Origin of the sequence: Sphingobacterium sp. 18053 (assembly GCF_902706145.1) — a bacterium.
GTDB classification, from domain to species: Bacteria; Bacteroidota; Bacteroidia; order Sphingobacteriales; family Sphingobacteriaceae; genus Sphingobacterium; species Sphingobacterium paramultivorum.
In genome coordinates, this window is sequence record NZ_CACSJW010000001.1 from 284,784 (window position 1) to 301,904 (window position 17,121).

A 17,121-nucleotide genomic window follows, 5' to 3' on the forward strand; every position below is an offset into this window, starting at 1 on the left:
TAGCTGGCAAGGACGCTTTTTTTTAATACTGGAACCTATCGTAAGATGCTGCAGGGGTAGCTAGCTTATACAAGCTTGTCGATCTTGACCAGGAGGTCAACCAAACGATTAGAATAACCAAATTCATTGTCATACCAGCCCACTACCTTGACCAGACCGCCCACTACCGAGGTTAACTGGGCATCAAATACACATGAATAGGGGTTATTGATGATATCTACCGAAACTATGGGGTCTTCTGTATAAAATAATACATTTTTTAAGTCGTTTTCTGCTGCAGCTTTGAACGCTTTATTGATTTCCTCTACCGTGGTTTCTTTCTCAAGTGTACAGGTAAAGTCCGTCAATGAGCCATTGAGTACAGGTACGCGTATGCCTGCGCCTCCTAATTTATGCTGCAGATGTGGAAAGACATTGGTGATGGCCTTAGCAGCACCGGTAGTTGTTGGAATGATCGCCGAAGATGCTGCCCGCGCTCTCCTTAAATCTTTATGTGGTGCGTCGTGAAGATTCTGGTCTCCAGTCATGGAGTGAACCGTGGTAATATAGCCATCTTTGATGCCCCAATTTTCATCCAATATTTTAACTAGGGGAGCAACATTGTTTGTTGTACAGGAGGCATTGGATAAAATCGAAGCAGATAGATCAATGACACGATCATTAATGCCCAATACCACTGTTGGAATGTCTTTATCTTGTGCCGGTGCGGAAATAATCACTTTTTTTGCACCAGCTTCCAAGTGCAACGACGCTTTGTCACGACTGGTAAAGTACCCCGTAGATTCTATGACGACATCAATCTGAAGCTCCTTCCAAGGCAGTTCCGCCGGATCTTTTTCATTGGTGACCAAGATGGAAAGACCATTGACAATAATATGTTGGTCATCGTGGGTCACGGTACCAGGAAAAGGTCCATGTACAGAATCATATTTAAATAGGTGGGCCAACGTCTTGGTGTCTGTCAGATCATTGATAGCGATGACCTGCAGTTCATCGAAAGCCCCTCTTAAAAAGATATTACGTAGTGTATTTCTACCGATACGTCCGAATCCATTGATTGCTATGTTTAGCATTTCAGATTATTTATGAAATTGGCTTATTGCTTCGTTAATATTTTTTTCACCTTCCCAATGTGCTTTTAGCTTTCCATCAGCACCATACACATAATTTGCCGGAAATTGTGAAGGCACATGGATTGTTTGTATAAACGTTTGGTCTTTATCAATCAATACCTCTACGTTAGATGCTTTGGATAGTTTAGGAGCGAATGTGTCAAAAAAACCTAATACTAATGCCGGGTCATTCATGGAAATATAATAGATATTGACGTCTTTTATACGATCAATATTCTTTTCTAGCTCCGTAGCTTCATGTTGACAATGACTACATCCTGGATCAAATAGGATAAAAACCGTATTCTTGTCTTTGGCAACGTTTTCCTGCGTAACACGGATGCCCGAACGAAGCTGATAAAATGTGAAATTAGGGAGAATGGCTGCAGGGTCGGAAGATTGCGTTGGTGCAGCTTGACTATGGTCATGGCCTGCATGATCGTGACCTGCATGGTCATGGCTTTCAGCGCTGGCTTCCTGGGACGTATTTGCAGTATGATCTGTTTTCGGTTTGTTGTTACATGAGGAAAGAATTCCGGCAGCCAATGCCACTGTCACTCCTAAGATAATCTTTTTATTCATAGAATACGTTTGCTTTTAAATCAGTTTTAGTGATTTTATCGTTTTAATATTTATGCTTAATAAATCGTCAATTTCTGTGTAGAAAGCATTGAACAATCTATTGTATTAATGATTCAAAACTATGAAAAAAAAGGGATTATCAATCGTTGAATCTCATTTATGACAGTTTACTGGATATTGATACATTTGTGACCAAATCAACTTAATCCATTGAAGGGCCCTTATTCTATAATGTCAGGGCTGTCATGAGTAGACTTTGTATCTGTCAATGAGGTAGTTTGAATGATTTCAGGCGTACTTCGTCCAAATTCAATACTGTAGACTTTCAGGAGTACGCTAACGCAGGATAAAATGAGCGGACCAAAGATCAATCCCAGCATACCAAATAGATTTAATCCTAACAATACACCGAACACGGTTATTAATGGATGTACATCGCCCAACTTTTTCAATATGGTAAACCGAAGTACATTATCAATACTCCCGATGATAATGATCCCGTATAAGGCAAGACCTATTGCATTTCCGGACTGCCCATTCGCAAGTAGAAAAAGCGCTGCCGGTAGATATACAACCATCGTTCCCAAAATAGGAATTATGGTGGAAACAGCGGTGAGTATCCCCAGAAAGATAGGGCTCTCCAAGCCAAAGAACCAATAGCCAAGACCGGCTACAATACCTTGGCACATGGCCAAAATGGGGATGCCGATTGCATTGGATTTTACCATCATGTCAAACTCTTTCCACAATTCGGCTTTACTGGCTTTGGTGAAAGGGATCGCTTGATAGATGGTTTGTTCTAATTTTTTGCTGCTAACCAGCATGAAATACAAAACAAATAGAGCAACCAATATATTGACACCAACTTCTGCAACGGAATTCAGAATATTGGGTATGAATTTAGCTGCTTTCTGAAGCGCTCCCATTAAGGCAGTATCTGAAAGATCGATATTGCTTAAATAAGGGCTGTCTTTAAAGTAGATTTTGATCGAGTCAAACTTGTGCATCAGATCGTCTTTGTTGCTAATGACTTCTGTTACCTGAGGTACCATATAGTTGATTAACAGATAGAGTGGTCCTACCAAGAATATGATGGTCAATAATATCAATAAAATACTGGCGAAAGATTTATTCCATTTTTTTTCTTCAGTTAGCTTAAAGTTGATTTTTCTAAAAAGAACATATAAGGTAACTGCTCCCAGAAAACCGGGTAGGTAGTAGAATAGGCTTGTAAAGATCAATATACATATCGCCAGAATGATGACGATTAGCATGATTTGATTGATGGAATTGTTGTTGATTTGTTTGTACTTCATATAGCTGACAAATATACTGTCTATCGATTGTTATTTATCGTATGACAATATTTTTTTAGAAAAGTTTTATCTTGTTAAATTAAGCTTCCTTTTTTATAATTTCAATGATTTTTTGAATTTCTTTTTTTTGCCCTCGGATCAGCTTGGATGAGGTGGCTCCATGAAAATGGCAATGACGCTATTTTGCATCCAGCAACTCCAAACCAATTGTTCACTTTTGGATGGAAAGATCAGCCTTTTTATGCGAATTTAGTTTTGATTCTGTGGCATTAAAACCTCCCTCAAGATCGTTAGGATATCGTATTGTTTGACAAAAAGCATGGGTTGCGTTGTCCTTAATGGACTGGAATCTTTAGCTAAAAAGGCCGTGTTGACTACTGCTTTGGTCGCTTTATGAAAAAAAGGATGAGACCCTTTTCCTTTTTTGTTGTTTGAAAATAAGCCCATAATCTTTTGTTTTTGTTGGTTATAGCGATCAGGCTTGTTCAGCGGGACCGCTATAACTAATATACAAAATAAAACGGAATTAATTGATAAAAATTTGGCTACCCTGTTCTTCATCCTTTTCTATCGAAAGGGACACTGGAATACGTTCTTTGAGTTCTTCAACATGTGAAATAATTCCGACGATCCGGTTTTCCTTATGTAAATCCAATAGCGTTTCGAAAACAATATTAACAGAAGTGATATCTTGTGTTCCAAAACCTTCATCGATAAAAAAGAAGTTTTTGGCCGCACGTGAATTTGACTGTACACTTTCTGCCAAAGCCAAAGCCAAACTTAGGGATACCTGAAATGCCTGTCCACCGGATAGTGTTTTTACGCTGCGACTTTTTCCTTCATTCAAATAATCTATAATTTCAAATTCATTGTTGTCGTTCAGCTGTAGGCTAAGCTGATTTCGGGTCATGCGATGGAAACGAATATTCGCATGATCACACAGCTGCCGTAGGTAAATCGAAGAAACATATTGTACAAAGCCCGCACCTTTAAAGAGATTAAAAAGTTGCTTCAAATTGTCATGGCGTAAATTTAGTTTTACCTGTTGTTGCAGGAGATTTTCCTTTTTTGCATAGGCGATTTTTAGCTGATCGCGCTCCTGCTGAAGTCGGGCAACAGCTTCAGTGCTCGCTTTCAATTGTTGGGCGCTCTCATCCAGGATTTTTTCCTGTGCGAGAAATTGGTTTTCGTCATATACCTGGTCGACGAGTTTCTTTTCCAACTGACTGATCTGTGCCTTCACAGTTTCAAACTGGATTTGAAACTGTTCAAGCTCTTGTCGAATCTGTATGACAGACAAATTCTCGGCAAGGATTTGCCGAATCTCTGCCAAAGTTTCAAAGGATGAAGCCACAAGTAGCTGCTGGATTGTAGCATCGGTTTCTTGACTTTCACGACGGATATCTGCAAGCTGTTCAACAATCGTCTGTACCAAGCTGTATTGTGCTGCAAATTGACTGTTTAACTCATTTAATCGTTCGCTTAAAGTAATGTAGTCGCGCTCAATATCCAGATTTGATCTTTTCAGTGCAGTATATTCCTTTTCAACTGCTTCGGATTCCCGCATCTCATAATCAGACCAGCGCAGCGCTTTCAGGTTCCCGATATTTTGATTAATCTGGGCCTGTTTGCTTGCTTCATCACGTTCAAACTGATGCAGTGCTTTATTGTATTTCTCCAGCTTTTCCTCAACGGAAGCGAGTGTAGCCTGATGCTCACCAAGCTGTTGCTCCACTGTTGTTATCTGTGTTTCGATCCGGGCGAGTTCCTGCTTATTTGATGTGTAGCTGGATTCATCCGTAGCGCTATAACCGATCCATGTAAATTGCTGGGCATGTGCAATTTTGTTATTGGCATTCAGCTGAATTTTCGTGTTTAGATCTTGTTGCTGATCATTTAATGACTGCAAGCGCAGCTGGAGTTTTTCGACTTGGAATTGCTGGTCCTGTTGATGCTTAAGACTTTCATTTGTCTCGGCAATCAATTTTTCATTGGCGGCAACTTCCTGGGAAATATCCTGTCCTTGGTTGATAGCAGGATGTTCCAATGCTCCACATAGTGGGCATGGGGATCCTGCTTTAAGGTTTTCTGCATATTGGGTCAACCTCTGTTGCAGGAGAAGATGTGATTTTTCATCTTGGAGAGTCTGAAGTTTTTGCTCGAGGGCACTGGCTACAAGGAGGTGATTTGATCGGAATTTTTCGAGGTCCGGATGAATGGCCTGGAGTTCCTGCTTCAGCACAGCTATACTTGTTTCTAAATCAATGGCCTGCTTGTTCAGATCGTCTTCCTGTTGTTGGATGCCCTGCTGTTTGGTGTACCACTGGCCCAGCTCCATGAGTTCATGGGCCGAAGGCTTTGATTGCTTTAGCCTAGCGATCTGAATTTCTGTCTCTTGGATTCTGGCTTTAAAATGTCGTTGTTGCTCTCTTGTTTCCTGCACAAAATTGCGCCCCTTCTGTGCCCGATCCTGTAAACTCTTAATTTCATTTGAAAACGTAATCAATTGGCTTATCAATTCAAGATCCAGTTCCTGAACACGACGTTGTGGCAGCTGTTCGTATTGTGATTTCAACAGATTGAGATTTGAGGAATGCTCCTGTATAAGCTGTTGAATTTCGGTCTGTCTCTGTTTTTCGGTTTCTACTCTTTTATGTGCAATTAGGCCTTCTTGGGCTAATTTTTCCTTGGATTTAAGAATATGTAGAAAGTTGGTTTGTGCTTCCTCAAAGCGGTTTAACTTTAATCGTAAGGTCTCTTTTTTACCTTTTTGTTCTAGCAATTGCTGAAAGAGCGCCTTCACCGTACGAAGCTCTAAGACATCCTCTTTGAGTTTTTTGAGCCTTAAGAACTTTTCATGATGCAACTTGTACGACGATTCAATGGCGACAAAGGACTCGACTGCCAGTTGGAGATTTGTTTCGGTCGTTTCTATCTGTTCGCTCGTGATCTCGTCAAATCCTATTAATTGACCGTTGAGGTGATCCAGCTCGGACTGATTTTTTTTATAGAGGTTGGAAACTTTATCCTGCAGGTCAAATCGATGCAGCTGAAAAATCTCTTTCATCATATCCGTCCGTTCCTTGGCGCCAAGTTCTATAAACTCTTTGAACTGCCCTTGGGGAATGATGATTGTTCTTTTGAAGTTCTCATAGCTTAATCCAATGATATGCTGTGTATTGCTGCTTTCCAGTGGAACCCATTCTTCATTTATTTTTTCGTAGAGTACAACGGTGGGGGATTTTACATCATCGAAATTTTTGGAATTACGTTTAAATTCGCGGGTAATTCTAAATGTACGGTCTTCAAAATTGACAAAATCAAGCTCGATATAAGATCGATTGGACTTGAGATTCATCATGTTATAAGCGCGTTTATCCCGTGCATTCAGGCGTTCCGTTTCTCCAAATAAGGCGTAGGTAATCGCTTCCAATATCGATGATTTACCGGAGCCTACAGCACCGAAGATACCAAAAAGCCCCGCTTGAGAAAGCGCGGTAAAGTCGATCGTCTGACGTTCTTGATAAGAGTATATCCCCTCTAGAGTTAGCTTTAATGGAATCATGGATTAAGAGTTTAGGATTTCGCGAAAAAGATCAAGGATGTCATCATTGGGCGCCTGATTGCCATTCTTGGATTTGAAATAATCGTTGAATAAGGTCGACATGTCTTGTGTAAGATTTATTTCTTTGTTGTCCAGAAGCGCTTGCTCATCTTGTTTAACGAGCGGAATGAGATAGATTATTCCCGAATGGCTCTGATAGATTCGCTTGCGGTCCTCGGCTTTTAAGAAGGTTTCTGATTTCAGCGTGAGCTCCACCAAAGCATCGGGGTTTTCAGACAACCAGGATATGCACAGTTCAATATCGTCGAACGATTTTCGGATCAGTGGTTTGCCCTGAGTTAGTGGAATGCGCTCAACACTTGCTTGCTCGCCGGCCGATACATTGACCAGCGCAACGTATTTTACTTGCCCAGCCTCCGAAAAACTATAACATAGAGGCGAAGATGCATAAACCACCGGTTTTTCGGCAGAACCGATATTTTTATACCCGTGGAGATGCCCTAATGCGGTGTATTGGACCTGTGGTGGGATGGCCTCTGAATAGATTAAGTCTGCATTGCCAATTTTGACCGGTTTTTCGCCGTCAGGCTCCTCTAAAAGTGCGCTGCCCAATTTATTCATGTAAAGATGTGCCGTCAATATATTCACGCCTTTATCATCGCAATAGGTATTGGCTATTTTTTGCCAATTTGCTGCTAAGACCTCATTTAATTTACTTTCTTTCTCTTCGCCTAGATATTGTTTTAAGCGTATTTCGTTAGCATAGGCTGTATGAAGAATACGAATCGGGTAGTCAAATTGCGGTAAGCTCAATTCAATGAAGCCCGTATCTGACTGTAACACGGTGAAACCATCTGTTGCGAAAGGGGTAACCACAGCATGCGGATGCCCGATTAGGATGATGCCCGACGCTCGTGCCAAAGGATCGGGCGCGTCAATCAAATGGGGGGAATCGTGATTGCCCGCGATTGCTATTACTGGGCGTATACCATTCTTGGTAAGACGCTTGATTGTTCGGTAGAATAGCTCGATGGCTTCCACACCGGGATTGAAGGCATCGAACAGATCTCCTGCGATGATCACGAGATCCACGTTTTCCCGGTCTGCGATATCAACGATTTCATCCATGACCAGTACTTGTTCATCTATCCGGGAGAAACTGTCCAATCGTTTTCCTAAATGCCAATCGGCGGTATGCAATATTTTCATGTGAGAGCTTGGATATTTTGCGCAATGTTACAAACTAAGATAAATTTGGCATGAAATGCAATTATAATTGGATGGAATCTTTCAAATGATCAGTTTGGGCCAATATGGGATGAAGTCTTTGCTTTGTGCTAAAGTGTAATGCTGTCGCAGTTGAAATGTTAAAACATGTTAAATGCGTGCCATAAAAGTCATTTAATTGTATTTTTAGTGCTCCAAAATTAAGCTAGGTAGTCATAGACAAGAAATATGCGAAAAGTTTACCTGTATATCTGTTTTTTCTTTATGCTGTTGATGCGCGTAAACGCGCAGGAAATACACGCTATAAAAGGAGAAACTGCTTATCCTTTTTTATTGAAAGATGCCGCACCGGATTCTTTGGAGTCTGAAAAACAGCCTGTATTTGTGTTTTTGCATGGAAGAAGTTTGTCCGGGACAAATTTAGATCGTGTAAAGCGTTATGGTGTATTGTATGCCATCAACAAAGGGCAGGAGGTGCCTGGGATAATTGTTGCGCCACAGTCCCGGGGAGGATGGGATCCGGACAAAGTAATCGAAATTATTGACTATGTTATTGAACATTATAATGCTGACCCCGACCGTATTTACGTTTGCGGCATGAGTATGGGGGGCTATGGTACCATGGATGTGGCTGGTAAATATCCCGAAAGGGTGGCTGCTGCAGTAGCAATATGTGGCGGCGGATCGAGTCAGTATGCATCTAACCTGACTCAGGTGCCGATATGGCTTCATCATGGTACCGCTGATCGTGCCGTGCCAATTTCGGAATCCAGAAAAATTATGAATGCGATCAAAAGAGAAGATCCGGATGCAAATGTGAGCTTAAATGTGATAAAAGGGGGGACGCATGGAAGTGTGGAGCGATTGTTCCATGATGATGCAATTTACAATTGGATGTTGAAATTTAAGAAAAAGCATAAATCTTAGAATCGTGTTGGTCCGGTAGCGGTGTATCGAAAGACAATTTATAAATAAAAAAAGCCTGATGAAGTATTTCCATCAGGCTTTTTTTATTTATTAGCCTTCGTGATCAAATGCAGGCGGTCTTTTTTGAAATTGCGCCATCAATATATTGGGTTGATGGATCAAGTGTGTCTTTGTGAGATACTCGGAGTTGTCGGCATAAATAAACAACAACGTTCCATCTTTGATGGTGTTAATGATAGGGCCTGCAAATTCCCTTGGTACTGCGGGGCAGCCGTAGCTTTTACCGAGTCTGCCTAAGTTTGCTATTGTTCCTGTGCTACAGTAATCGGCGCCATGCATCACAACATATCTTGCTTTTGCATTGTCATTTATACCTTCTTCAAGACCATTTAATACCAAGGAGTAACCATTCTCGCCGTTGTACGTGTTTTCTGTTGTGAAGAACCCTAAAGAACTTTTAAGTGACTCCTGTTGATTTGAAAAATTGACAGCATAGTTTTCTCCGCTATTTTTTCCATGCGCAACCAGTGTGTTGAAAAGTACTCTTTTGTGCGCAAGGTCGAGTACCACAAGCCTTTTTTCCGTTGATGCCAATGAAAAGTCAATGACGGTCATGATGTCCTTGTTGTGGATCGGAAGTTCTTTTCTGCCTTCCATTGCTTGACGAAACGCTTCGTATTTTAATACTTTGCCTAGATTCATTTCATCATACAACGAGTCAACTTCGGTGCGTTGACGTTCGACATTGATACGATGAGTGCTGGTGGTTTGTTGATCTGTTGTTTTTAATTCTTCTTGTGAAGACAATGCTGTATTGAGTGCCATCAAAAGAAACATAAACGTATTTCCCATTCTTCTCCCTTTTCTGTGTAGATGTTTACAAAATTAATTATTAAAGTTAATACATATTTGATTTACAGAATGTTAAATATTGTTAATCAATAACAACGACCAGTGAAGCGAGGTCTTTTGACCGTTTATAGACAAATTGAGCGTGAGATGACGCATTTCTGACGCACATATGCGACTTGGGTGTTGTGCCTAGGCTCTCACTATATTCGATAATGCTGCCATTGGGATTGTTGACTGGAACTCCATGTATATAGGCCCCGGCGGTAAATCGGGTGGCATAAGGTGCGAAACCGGCGTAAGTTTTGGTACCGTCTTCATAATAAAACATCTTGGATTTGTGTTCCTGCACAACAAAGAGGCCTGTTGGAGTTTCCTGGGCATGGGGAGGTTTGTGCCGACCACTCGTCACAGGATTCATGCTTCGGACAAGCCATTCGTTTCCGACTTTTTCCAAGGTGCAGATATTTTGGTTCTTTACATCGACGACATTGATGATCTTGAACTGCACAGTGTCGCTAATAATACGCAGATATCTTTTGGGAACCGTATATTTTCCTTCGAATGAAATACCTTCAATCGGAATTCGAGCTATGCTGTCGGGGCCTTGTATGCGGACGAGCCAGCCGTCCCGACCGTAACGAACAGCTTTGGCACTGTTAAGATCGTAGAGTGGTGCCGCTTGATAGCGTTCGACGTTGAAACTGTCGGATACGCGTTTATAAGAGTCCCGTTTATAGTCCTGTATTGTTGGGGCTTCGCCTTTTTCATTTTGATAATTCTGTAGAACCCCATACAGCGATGGTGTCTGTTGAAAATTTTCGATAAAGGCCAGGCGTTCTTTGATCTTTTCCCATTGAAAACCGCGTGTGGTGTCTTTGTAAGGATAGCTGTCTTCCAGGGTGTATTTGTTGTAAAGCAGCTCTTTTTTTAAGATAATATCCTCAGCGGTAAGTATTTTTTTCTGCTCAACCTGCTCTTTAGGTGGAGTAGGTTTTTGCTGCTCAGTTTGCTGATTGGTTTTTGCTGTGTTTTTCTTGTCTTGCTGGCATCCCGGCAATAGAAACAATATGCTTAGTATTAAACAGGTTAATCTTCGATTCATATATGGAAGTATAGATTATCGTTTTATACCTTAAACTTAGATAATTAGTTTATTATTTGCAATTTTATTGCAGTTGAAGGAAATAGATTTGCTGTTAAACCTTACTATTCGTTTTGTGAACTGTAACAGATTTTCAATGATAAAGCGTTTATTGCGGTAAAATTTTATTTTAAAGAGCTGTCTTGAATGCGGGGGAGATATTTCTTCGATGATGGATAAAAAGTTAGTTTTGTGATCTGAAATAAATGATATGGACAAAATTGTTATTTGCTCGGCGGTGATGCTTGCTCCGGAAGGAGATTTGCTAATGGTTCGTAAAAAAGGGTCTAGCTATTTTCAGCTACCTGGGGGGAAGGTAGGGCCGGAAGAAAGCCGTGAGCAGACCTTAATTCGTGAACTGAAAGAGGAGCTTCGGTATGATGTGAGCAGCATGGAAATAAGCTTTATTGGTAGTCACAGTACACAGGCTGTAAATGAGGTAAATACGGTGGTCGAGGGCTATATCTATTTAATCAAACTGGCAGAGCGTCATGCATTTGAGGCTTATGAAGAACTGGAAGAAGTGCTGTGGATCAGTAGAGCTGATTGGCAAAGTTACCAATGCACCCATCTGGCATCCGAGTTTGTTCTTCCAAAATGGCTTTCGGGTGATTTTGATCGTTAAATCGTGTAGGGTAAACAAATTAAACCTTTGTTTGTTAGAGTTTTATATAAACTATAAATAAACAAAGATTATGGAAAATCAGCTTTTAAAAGGGGCGAAGGACTTTTTTGACGAAGAGGCGGTCGCTCAGATAGGGCAAGTTTTAAATCAGGATAAAGAGGGGGTAAAGCAGGGTTTGAATGTAACAATTCCCGCCTTGTTTTTAGGTTTAAGCCAACATTCCGATTCCGGTAGTGGGATTTCGGAGATACTTGAAAGGGCTAAGCAGCACTTTGCGAATTTTGATTTCCAGGAGCTTCTCGGTAGTGTAAGCAAAGCAGATGGGCCCGCAGCGGATCCTGCTGTGAAAGGTGAGAATGCTCAGGGTTTATTGGGATCAATATTTGGTGGCGGTCTGGATACTGTTTTGAGTACTGTTGCCGGTTATTTGGGGTATGATGGCAGCTCCATTGGGAAATTAATGAATTTTTCTTTGCCCGCGATATTCTCCAGTCTAACAAATAAGGGCCAAAATTGGGATTTTGATCGTATCGGTCATGTTTTGGAGGAAAATAAAACCGCTTTTGCTGCTGCTGTTCCAGCTGGGTTAGGCTTAGGCGCCTTTGGGAAGCTTTTTGATGGTGCACATTTTTCTGCGCCGGCAGAATCCGCGACTGAACATGCAATTCCTGCTGATGTTGCTAAGGAGGTGGATAGTCATAAGTCAATACCCATTAATCCGGCAAATGAACTGGAAGCACATAAAGAGCCCTTGTCATTGCCAAGAGCGGAAGATTCCAGGGCAGCAATCGCTGGAACTGGTTCTGGAAGCGGTTCCGGTGGCGGTTGGTGGAAGATTTTAATCGCCCTGGTCGTATTGGCTGCGCTTTGGTTTTTATTTGGAAAAGGCTGTAGTGGAAGCAAGCAAGACGGTGCTACCGACACCAGTGTAAACAATACAAAGGTAGAGCCAGATACTATGAAAACGGGGTCCAGTATGGTTGAGCGCGAGCCGACGGAGGTCATCCTACCAAACGGTGTCAAACTTGCTGCTTTTAAAGGCGGGATAGAGGATCACTTGGTCCAATTTTTAAAATCCGATTATAAATCGATGGGTGAAGATTCCCTGAAAAATACCTGGTTTGATTTCGATAACCTGAATTTCAAAACAGGTACAGCCGAGGTACTGCCTGAAAGTCAGGTGCAATTAAGTAATCTTGCTGCGATATTAAAGGCTTTTCCTGCAGCTAATATTAAAATCGGTGGATATACAGACAAAACGGGCAATGAGGATTTTAATAAAAAGTTATCGCTTGAGCGGGCAACAGCTGTAAAGGATTACCTGGGTAAAGAGCAGCTTTCCAAACAGGTGATAGGTGCAGAGGGTTACGGCTCGCAGTTTGCCAAGTATATGGCAGATGCGCCCGAATCCGATCGTATTATGGATCGTCATGTTTCGGTAAGTGTTCGATAATTGCTTTTTGCAACGCAGCTAGACCGCTTCGAAAATAAAAGGAAAGAGCAGATTCCACTGGAATCTGCTCTTTCCTTTTATGTGTAATGTAATGCTATTTAGAAACTGTAGACACAGGCCAATAGAAATTGTCCTGCAGATTTGGTCGGGCTTAGGTCATTCTTGATGAATCGTTCGGTATTTCCTTTGTCAATTCTGATTTCGGGAATAAATTTGAATCCATGGTAATTGTATTCTGCGGTCAAGGTGGTTGCGAGAATATTGGAACTAGGGATTCCATTTTCTTCCTCTTTATGCGTTTGGAAAAACTCTTCGCGTAATCCTAGTCCAAAATGTTCTGAAACATGAATTCTTGGATAAAGTGCTACTCCAGAGTAACCCCCACCATCTCTCTTTTTATAATTTGTAGCATTTAAACCAAGAAAAAATTTGGGGGTGAAGTCATAATTAGCTACAAGATCGACCAATGTTCCAGAGCTGTAATTGGTTTTGCCGCCAGCAGAGGATCCTGTTAGAAAATTGAGATAAAAGCTGCTTTTATCGTTGGGGGTATAGGCCAGTTGTGATCCGACATGTGAAACTCCATTCATATCTTGATAGACATTCCAGTCGTTAAATAGTCCGACCATTAAAGCCACTTTGTCTGAGAAACTATAAGTAGCTTTTAAACCAGCGTCTTGAAATGGACCGGCACCGAATAAATAAGAAGTTGAATAATGGAAATTGTAGGTTGGTGATATCACTTCAAAACCCACAAATGTTCCCATGAAACCTGCAGTAAGATTGAGTTTTTCGGTCAGATCATAGCCTACATATAGATTTTGGATATGGAAACTGTTTTTGTCATCGCCGGCCTGGCCATCACCATTCATAATGGATCGATACTGCCCTCTAGGGCCAAAAGACAATTCTCCGACAAATGATGCTTTTTTAAACTTCTTTTTTACAGCCAAATCCACCATCCCAATAGAGACGGAGTTGTTGTCTTCGGTGAAATAGGTGTTGATGTTAGGTTTGTTTTGAAAATCATATTTCCAATAAGTATCCACTGATCCGGATATTTCTACTCCTTTTTCTTTGGTTTCTTCTTGTGATGTCGCTGTTTTTATTAGAAATAATGATAAAAAGATGATTGTTAGAAGTTTTTTCATGTTTTTTTTGGTTTAAGTTTGATTTGTTTGATTTTTTTAAGGCTTAATTCTTTTGTTTTGTCTGTTTTGTATTGGTTTTTGTTTAAAAATTAATTGGTAATTATGGTTTTTGTGTTTGTTTCTGTGAAATTATGTAAAAAAAATCATAAAAAATAAAATAACATAGTATTTTTTTAACAAAAAGACTTTATATTTGAAAAAATTATAAGGGAAAGTAGGTTTTTGTTTTGTTCTTGTATTTTTTTAACAATTTTATTAATATATTGAAAACACTAATCAGTTTAAACAAATGAAAAAAATTATTCCACTCATTGTTCTAGTTCTTTTAGGAGTATTGGGACTTGTATTTCCGTCCATTGACTTGTCTGACTTAAACAAGGCAGAATTTGATACGGGAGATACGGCCTGGTTGTTAACTTCTTCTGCATTGGTGTTGATTATGACACCTGGACTTGCGTTTTTTTATGGCGGTATGGTTAGCAAGAAGAATGTAATTTCAACGATGATGCAAAGCTTTATATGTATGTGTTTAATGACAATCCTCTGGGTCATTGTTGGCTTCAGTTTGGCTTTCGGTGATGATATCGGTGGTATTGTAGGCGATCCGCGTACATTTTTTATGATGAAAGGTACATTAGGGAATGTTGCTTGGGGAGCGCTTCCCACTATACCTTTGGTTTTGTTTGCGATGTTTCAATTGAAGTTTGCGATTATCACACCAGCATTGATCACGGGGGCTTTTGCTGAACGTATTCGTTTTAATTCATTTATGCTATTCATTATTCTGTTCAGTATTTTTATTTATATGCCATTGGCACATGCTACTTGGCACCCTGAAGGTATATTGGCAAAATTTGGTGTTCTTGATTTTGCCGGTGGTACAGTTGTGCACATGTCGGCCGGTTGGGCAGCATTGGCAGCAGCGATTTATTTAAAAGGACGTAAACTGCAAATTCATAATCCGGCGCGCATAAGCTACGTGATATTAGGTACAGCACTCTTGTGGTTTGGCTGGTTTGGATTTAACGCAGGTTCTGCTGGTGGAGCAAATTCTTTGGCAGCTTACGCTTTTGCGACCACGACCACAGCATCAGCCATGGCCGCTATGGCATGGATATTTGTTGATATCATACGTGGAAAGAAACCTTCAGCAATGGGGGCATGTATCGGTGCCGTTGTTGGTTTGGTTGCGATTACACCAGCTGCTGGTTTTGTCAGTATTCCACATGCGATGATCATTGGTTTAGTTGGCGCGTTGGTTAGTAATCTGGTTGTATATCTGAGAAGTAAAACAAGTATCGACGATACGTTGGATGTATTTCCTTGTCATGGGGTAGGTGGCATGGTTGGTATGGTACTTACCGGTGTGTTTGCCCATCATAACATTAATCCTGTTGTTGTGGACAATGGTCTATTTTTTGGCGAAACGAAATTGTTTTTTGTTCATATGGTTGCACTATTTGCGGTGTCATTTTTTGCCTTCGTTGGTTCACTTGTGCTATTGAAGATCACCGATATTATAGCTCCATTGCGCGTCGAAGAGACAGATGAAGAGCTTGGTTTGGATGTTTCTCAACATGCAGAAGCATTGTAAACTAGTCGCAGCATAACGCATAGTTTATCCCAAACAATCTACTGCTTAGCGGTACATTGTTTGGGATATTTTTTGCATTTTTGTCCTGCCAGGAGAGGAGTGTATGATGTTATGCGCTATTTCCAGTAATTGTGCCTCTAAAAAGATTTTGATGACTACTGAGATAAAAGATACTTTGCGTTCTGATTTTGAAAAAATGATGCGTTATTGCCTACAGAAAAATGGTGATTTCGGTTTTAACCTGTTTGGCGACTATGCAGTATCCGTATTAAATTTCTATGTCGGGAGTTCAATTTTGCTGCTCAACGAAAAACGTGCAGGTGCCCTGTTCCTTGTAAATCTCTACAATGCAGGTATCAGAAATGCAATCACGCCGGAAGATGTTGAGGAGATAGCTGATGTACTCACACAGGATAAGACGTTAAACTACCAGCTGTTAGCTCCGATCTTCGACTAATGTTTGGTCCATACGAGATCACCGGTTTCATAGCCGCATTGCAGGGCATAGGTTAAAAATTCATTTCTGATTTTATCTGGAATCTCCGTCTCACGGCTCAGAATCCACATATAGTCTAGATTGTCACCAAAAATGAGTGCGTATTTATAATCAGGCGTAATTTTTACAATATTATACCCACTGTAGAAAGGACCAAAGAACGAAACTTTAAGTGCGCCTTCATTGGGACTGTTGACAAATTTGGCTTTTCCGATAGACTGTTTCCAGCGTTCTTTGTCTTCGGAGTACCCTTGGTTATTGACACGTATCGTACCATTTTTATTTTTGCTATATTCCGCGGAAACTTGACTTAAGCCTTTTTCCCAATAGAAGTCGAGTCTAGCTATTTCAAACCATTTTCCAAGATATTTATCCAAGTCAAAAGGATCCACGACGTCAGGTCGCGAGATGACGGGTTTAAAGGCATTATAGGCCACAGCCCCAAGTGCTATGCCAGTTAATAGTAATAGTGATTTTTTCTTATCCATGTTCATCTTCGAATATGTTTATCGTTAAAACAACAATTTTGATACCAATAAGGTTTAGACATACCGAGCTATTTTGCTAATTTTGTTGACTAAAAATTTGTATCGGTGTATTCAAGGGAAGAGATAAAACAATTAAAACAGTTATTCTGGACGAAGTTTGGGCAATTTATGGCTTTACATGCATCGGCAGATGGGGAGAAAGCAAATTGGATTAACTACAAGACAGGTATTAAGCATTTATACTTCAAAATGGATGCGGATAAGAAGGTGGCAACTATTGCGATACAGTGGTCCCAATCTGATGCTGGGCTCAGGGCATTAATGGCAGAACAATTTCTTCAGTTTAAAACGTTGTTGCAGGATCTTCTTGAAGAAGAGTGGATTTGGGACATGGACGGAATGGACGAATATGGAAAGCCGATTTGCCGGATCTATACAAGCTTAACCGGTTACAGTGTTTTTAAAGAGGATGACTGGGCCGAGCTCATTTCTTTTTTTAAGCCTCGAATAATTGCTTTGGATGAGTTTTGGTCATCGGCTAAGTATACGTTCGATATTTTCAAATAATTAACATTCAATATAGTAAGATGGG

Annotated in this window: 16 protein-coding genes; 6 read left to right on the plus strand and 10 right to left on the minus strand. The window is 40.6% G+C overall.

Annotation, left to right across the window (positions count from 1 at the left end; translation table 11 throughout):
• Positions 1 to 65 precede the first annotated feature (65 nt).
• The 6 genes from gap to GVK91_RS01325 all read right to left on the minus strand — a co-directional run bounded on the left by gap (position 66) and on the right by GVK91_RS01325 (position 7,784).
• Entirely contained in the window at positions 66 to 1,073 is a 1,008-nt protein-coding gene (gap, locus tag GVK91_RS01300; protein WP_153844618.1) for a type I glyceraldehyde-3-phosphate dehydrogenase, read from the minus strand.
• Positions 1,074 to 1,079: 6 nt separating this feature from the next.
• Entirely contained in the window at positions 1,080 to 1,694 is a 615-nt protein-coding gene (locus tag GVK91_RS01305) for a redoxin domain-containing protein (protein ID WP_159726541.1), read from the minus strand.
• Positions 1,695 to 1,915: 221 nt separating this feature from the next.
• Positions 1,916 to 3,010 carry an AI-2E family transporter gene (locus GVK91_RS01310; protein ID WP_159726543.1) on the minus strand — a complete coding sequence of 365 codons (1,095 nt, stop codon included), beginning with the start codon at positions 3,008 to 3,010 and terminating at the stop codon, positions 1,916 to 1,918.
• Positions 3,011 to 3,259: 249 nt separating this feature from the next.
• Complete coding sequence (locus tag GVK91_RS01315) at positions 3,260 to 3,457, minus strand: hypothetical protein (protein WP_153844615.1); 198 nt, start codon at positions 3,455 to 3,457, stop codon at positions 3,260 to 3,262.
• A gap of 79 nt (positions 3,458 to 3,536) precedes the next feature.
• The gene (locus GVK91_RS01320; RefSeq protein ID WP_153844614.1) at positions 3,537 to 6,575 is read right to left on the minus strand and encodes an SbcC/MukB-like Walker B domain-containing protein; all 3,039 of its coding nucleotides are present in this window, start codon (positions 6,573 to 6,575) and stop codon (positions 3,537 to 3,539) included.
• A gap of 3 nt (positions 6,576 to 6,578) precedes the next feature.
• On the minus strand, positions 6,579 to 7,784 hold the full coding sequence (locus tag GVK91_RS01325) for an exonuclease SbcCD subunit D (protein ID WP_159726545.1): 1,206 nt from the start codon (positions 7,782 to 7,784) through the stop codon (positions 6,579 to 6,581).
• Between the two features lie 246 nt (positions 7,785 to 8,030).
• Between GVK91_RS01325 and GVK91_RS01330 the strand changes: the two genes are divergently transcribed.
• The gene (locus tag GVK91_RS01330) at positions 8,031 to 8,729 is read left to right on the plus strand and encodes a prolyl oligopeptidase family serine peptidase (RefSeq protein ID WP_088161705.1); all 699 of its coding nucleotides are present in this window, start codon (positions 8,031 to 8,033) and stop codon (positions 8,727 to 8,729) included.
• Between the two features lie 90 nt (positions 8,730 to 8,819).
• On the opposite strand, the gene GVK91_RS01335 is transcribed toward GVK91_RS01330, so the two are convergent.
• Positions 8,820 to 9,581, minus strand: a complete 762-nt coding sequence (locus GVK91_RS01335; protein WP_232475537.1) for a murein L,D-transpeptidase catalytic domain family protein — start codon at positions 9,579 to 9,581, stop codon at positions 8,820 to 8,822.
• Positions 9,582 to 9,663: 82 nt separating this feature from the next.
• Positions 9,664 to 10,683 (minus strand): L,D-transpeptidase, encoded by a 1,020-nt coding sequence (locus tag GVK91_RS01340; protein WP_159726547.1) that lies wholly within the window; start codon positions 10,681 to 10,683, stop codon positions 9,664 to 9,666.
• A 250-nt stretch (positions 10,684 to 10,933) separates the two neighbouring features.
• Between GVK91_RS01340 and GVK91_RS01345 the strand changes: the two genes are divergently transcribed.
• Entirely contained in the window at positions 10,934 to 11,347 is a 414-nt protein-coding gene (locus tag GVK91_RS01345) for an NUDIX domain-containing protein (protein WP_159726549.1), read from the plus strand.
• Positions 11,348 to 11,417: 70 nt separating this feature from the next.
• Entirely contained in the window at positions 11,418 to 12,800 is a 1,383-nt protein-coding gene (locus tag GVK91_RS01350; protein ID WP_159726551.1) for an OmpA family protein, read from the plus strand.
• 98 nt (positions 12,801 to 12,898) lie between these two features.
• Here GVK91_RS01350 and GVK91_RS01355 read toward each other — a convergent pair whose 3' ends face one another.
• Positions 12,899 to 13,951 (minus strand): outer membrane beta-barrel protein, encoded by a 1,053-nt coding sequence (locus tag GVK91_RS01355; protein WP_159726553.1) that lies wholly within the window; start codon positions 13,949 to 13,951, stop codon positions 12,899 to 12,901.
• A 289-nt stretch (positions 13,952 to 14,240) separates the two neighbouring features.
• On the opposite strand from GVK91_RS01355, the gene GVK91_RS01360 reads away from it, so the two are divergent.
• Positions 14,241 to 15,545: an ammonium transporter gene (locus GVK91_RS01360; RefSeq protein ID WP_153844608.1), complete on the plus strand. Its 1,305-nt coding sequence runs from the start codon at positions 14,241 to 14,243 to the stop codon at positions 15,543 to 15,545.
• A 151-nt stretch (positions 15,546 to 15,696) separates the two neighbouring features.
• Positions 15,697 to 16,002 (plus strand): hypothetical protein, encoded by a 306-nt coding sequence (locus GVK91_RS01365; protein WP_153844607.1) that lies wholly within the window; start codon positions 15,697 to 15,699, stop codon positions 16,000 to 16,002.
• Here the strand turns inward: GVK91_RS01365 and GVK91_RS01370 are convergent.
• Positions 15,999 to 16,535, minus strand: a complete 537-nt coding sequence (locus tag GVK91_RS01370; RefSeq protein ID WP_235032735.1) for a lipocalin family protein — start codon at positions 16,533 to 16,535, stop codon at positions 15,999 to 16,001. The genes GVK91_RS01365 and GVK91_RS01370 overlap by 4 nt on opposite strands.
• A 99-nt stretch (positions 16,536 to 16,634) precedes the next feature.
• Here GVK91_RS01370 and GVK91_RS01375 point away from each other — a divergent pair, with 99 nt between their 5' ends.
• Positions 16,635 to 17,096, plus strand: coding sequence for a DUF4268 domain-containing protein (locus GVK91_RS01375; protein WP_194932825.1), 462 nt, complete (start codon positions 16,635 to 16,637; stop codon positions 17,094 to 17,096).
• Positions 17,097 to 17,121 lie beyond the last annotated feature (25 nt).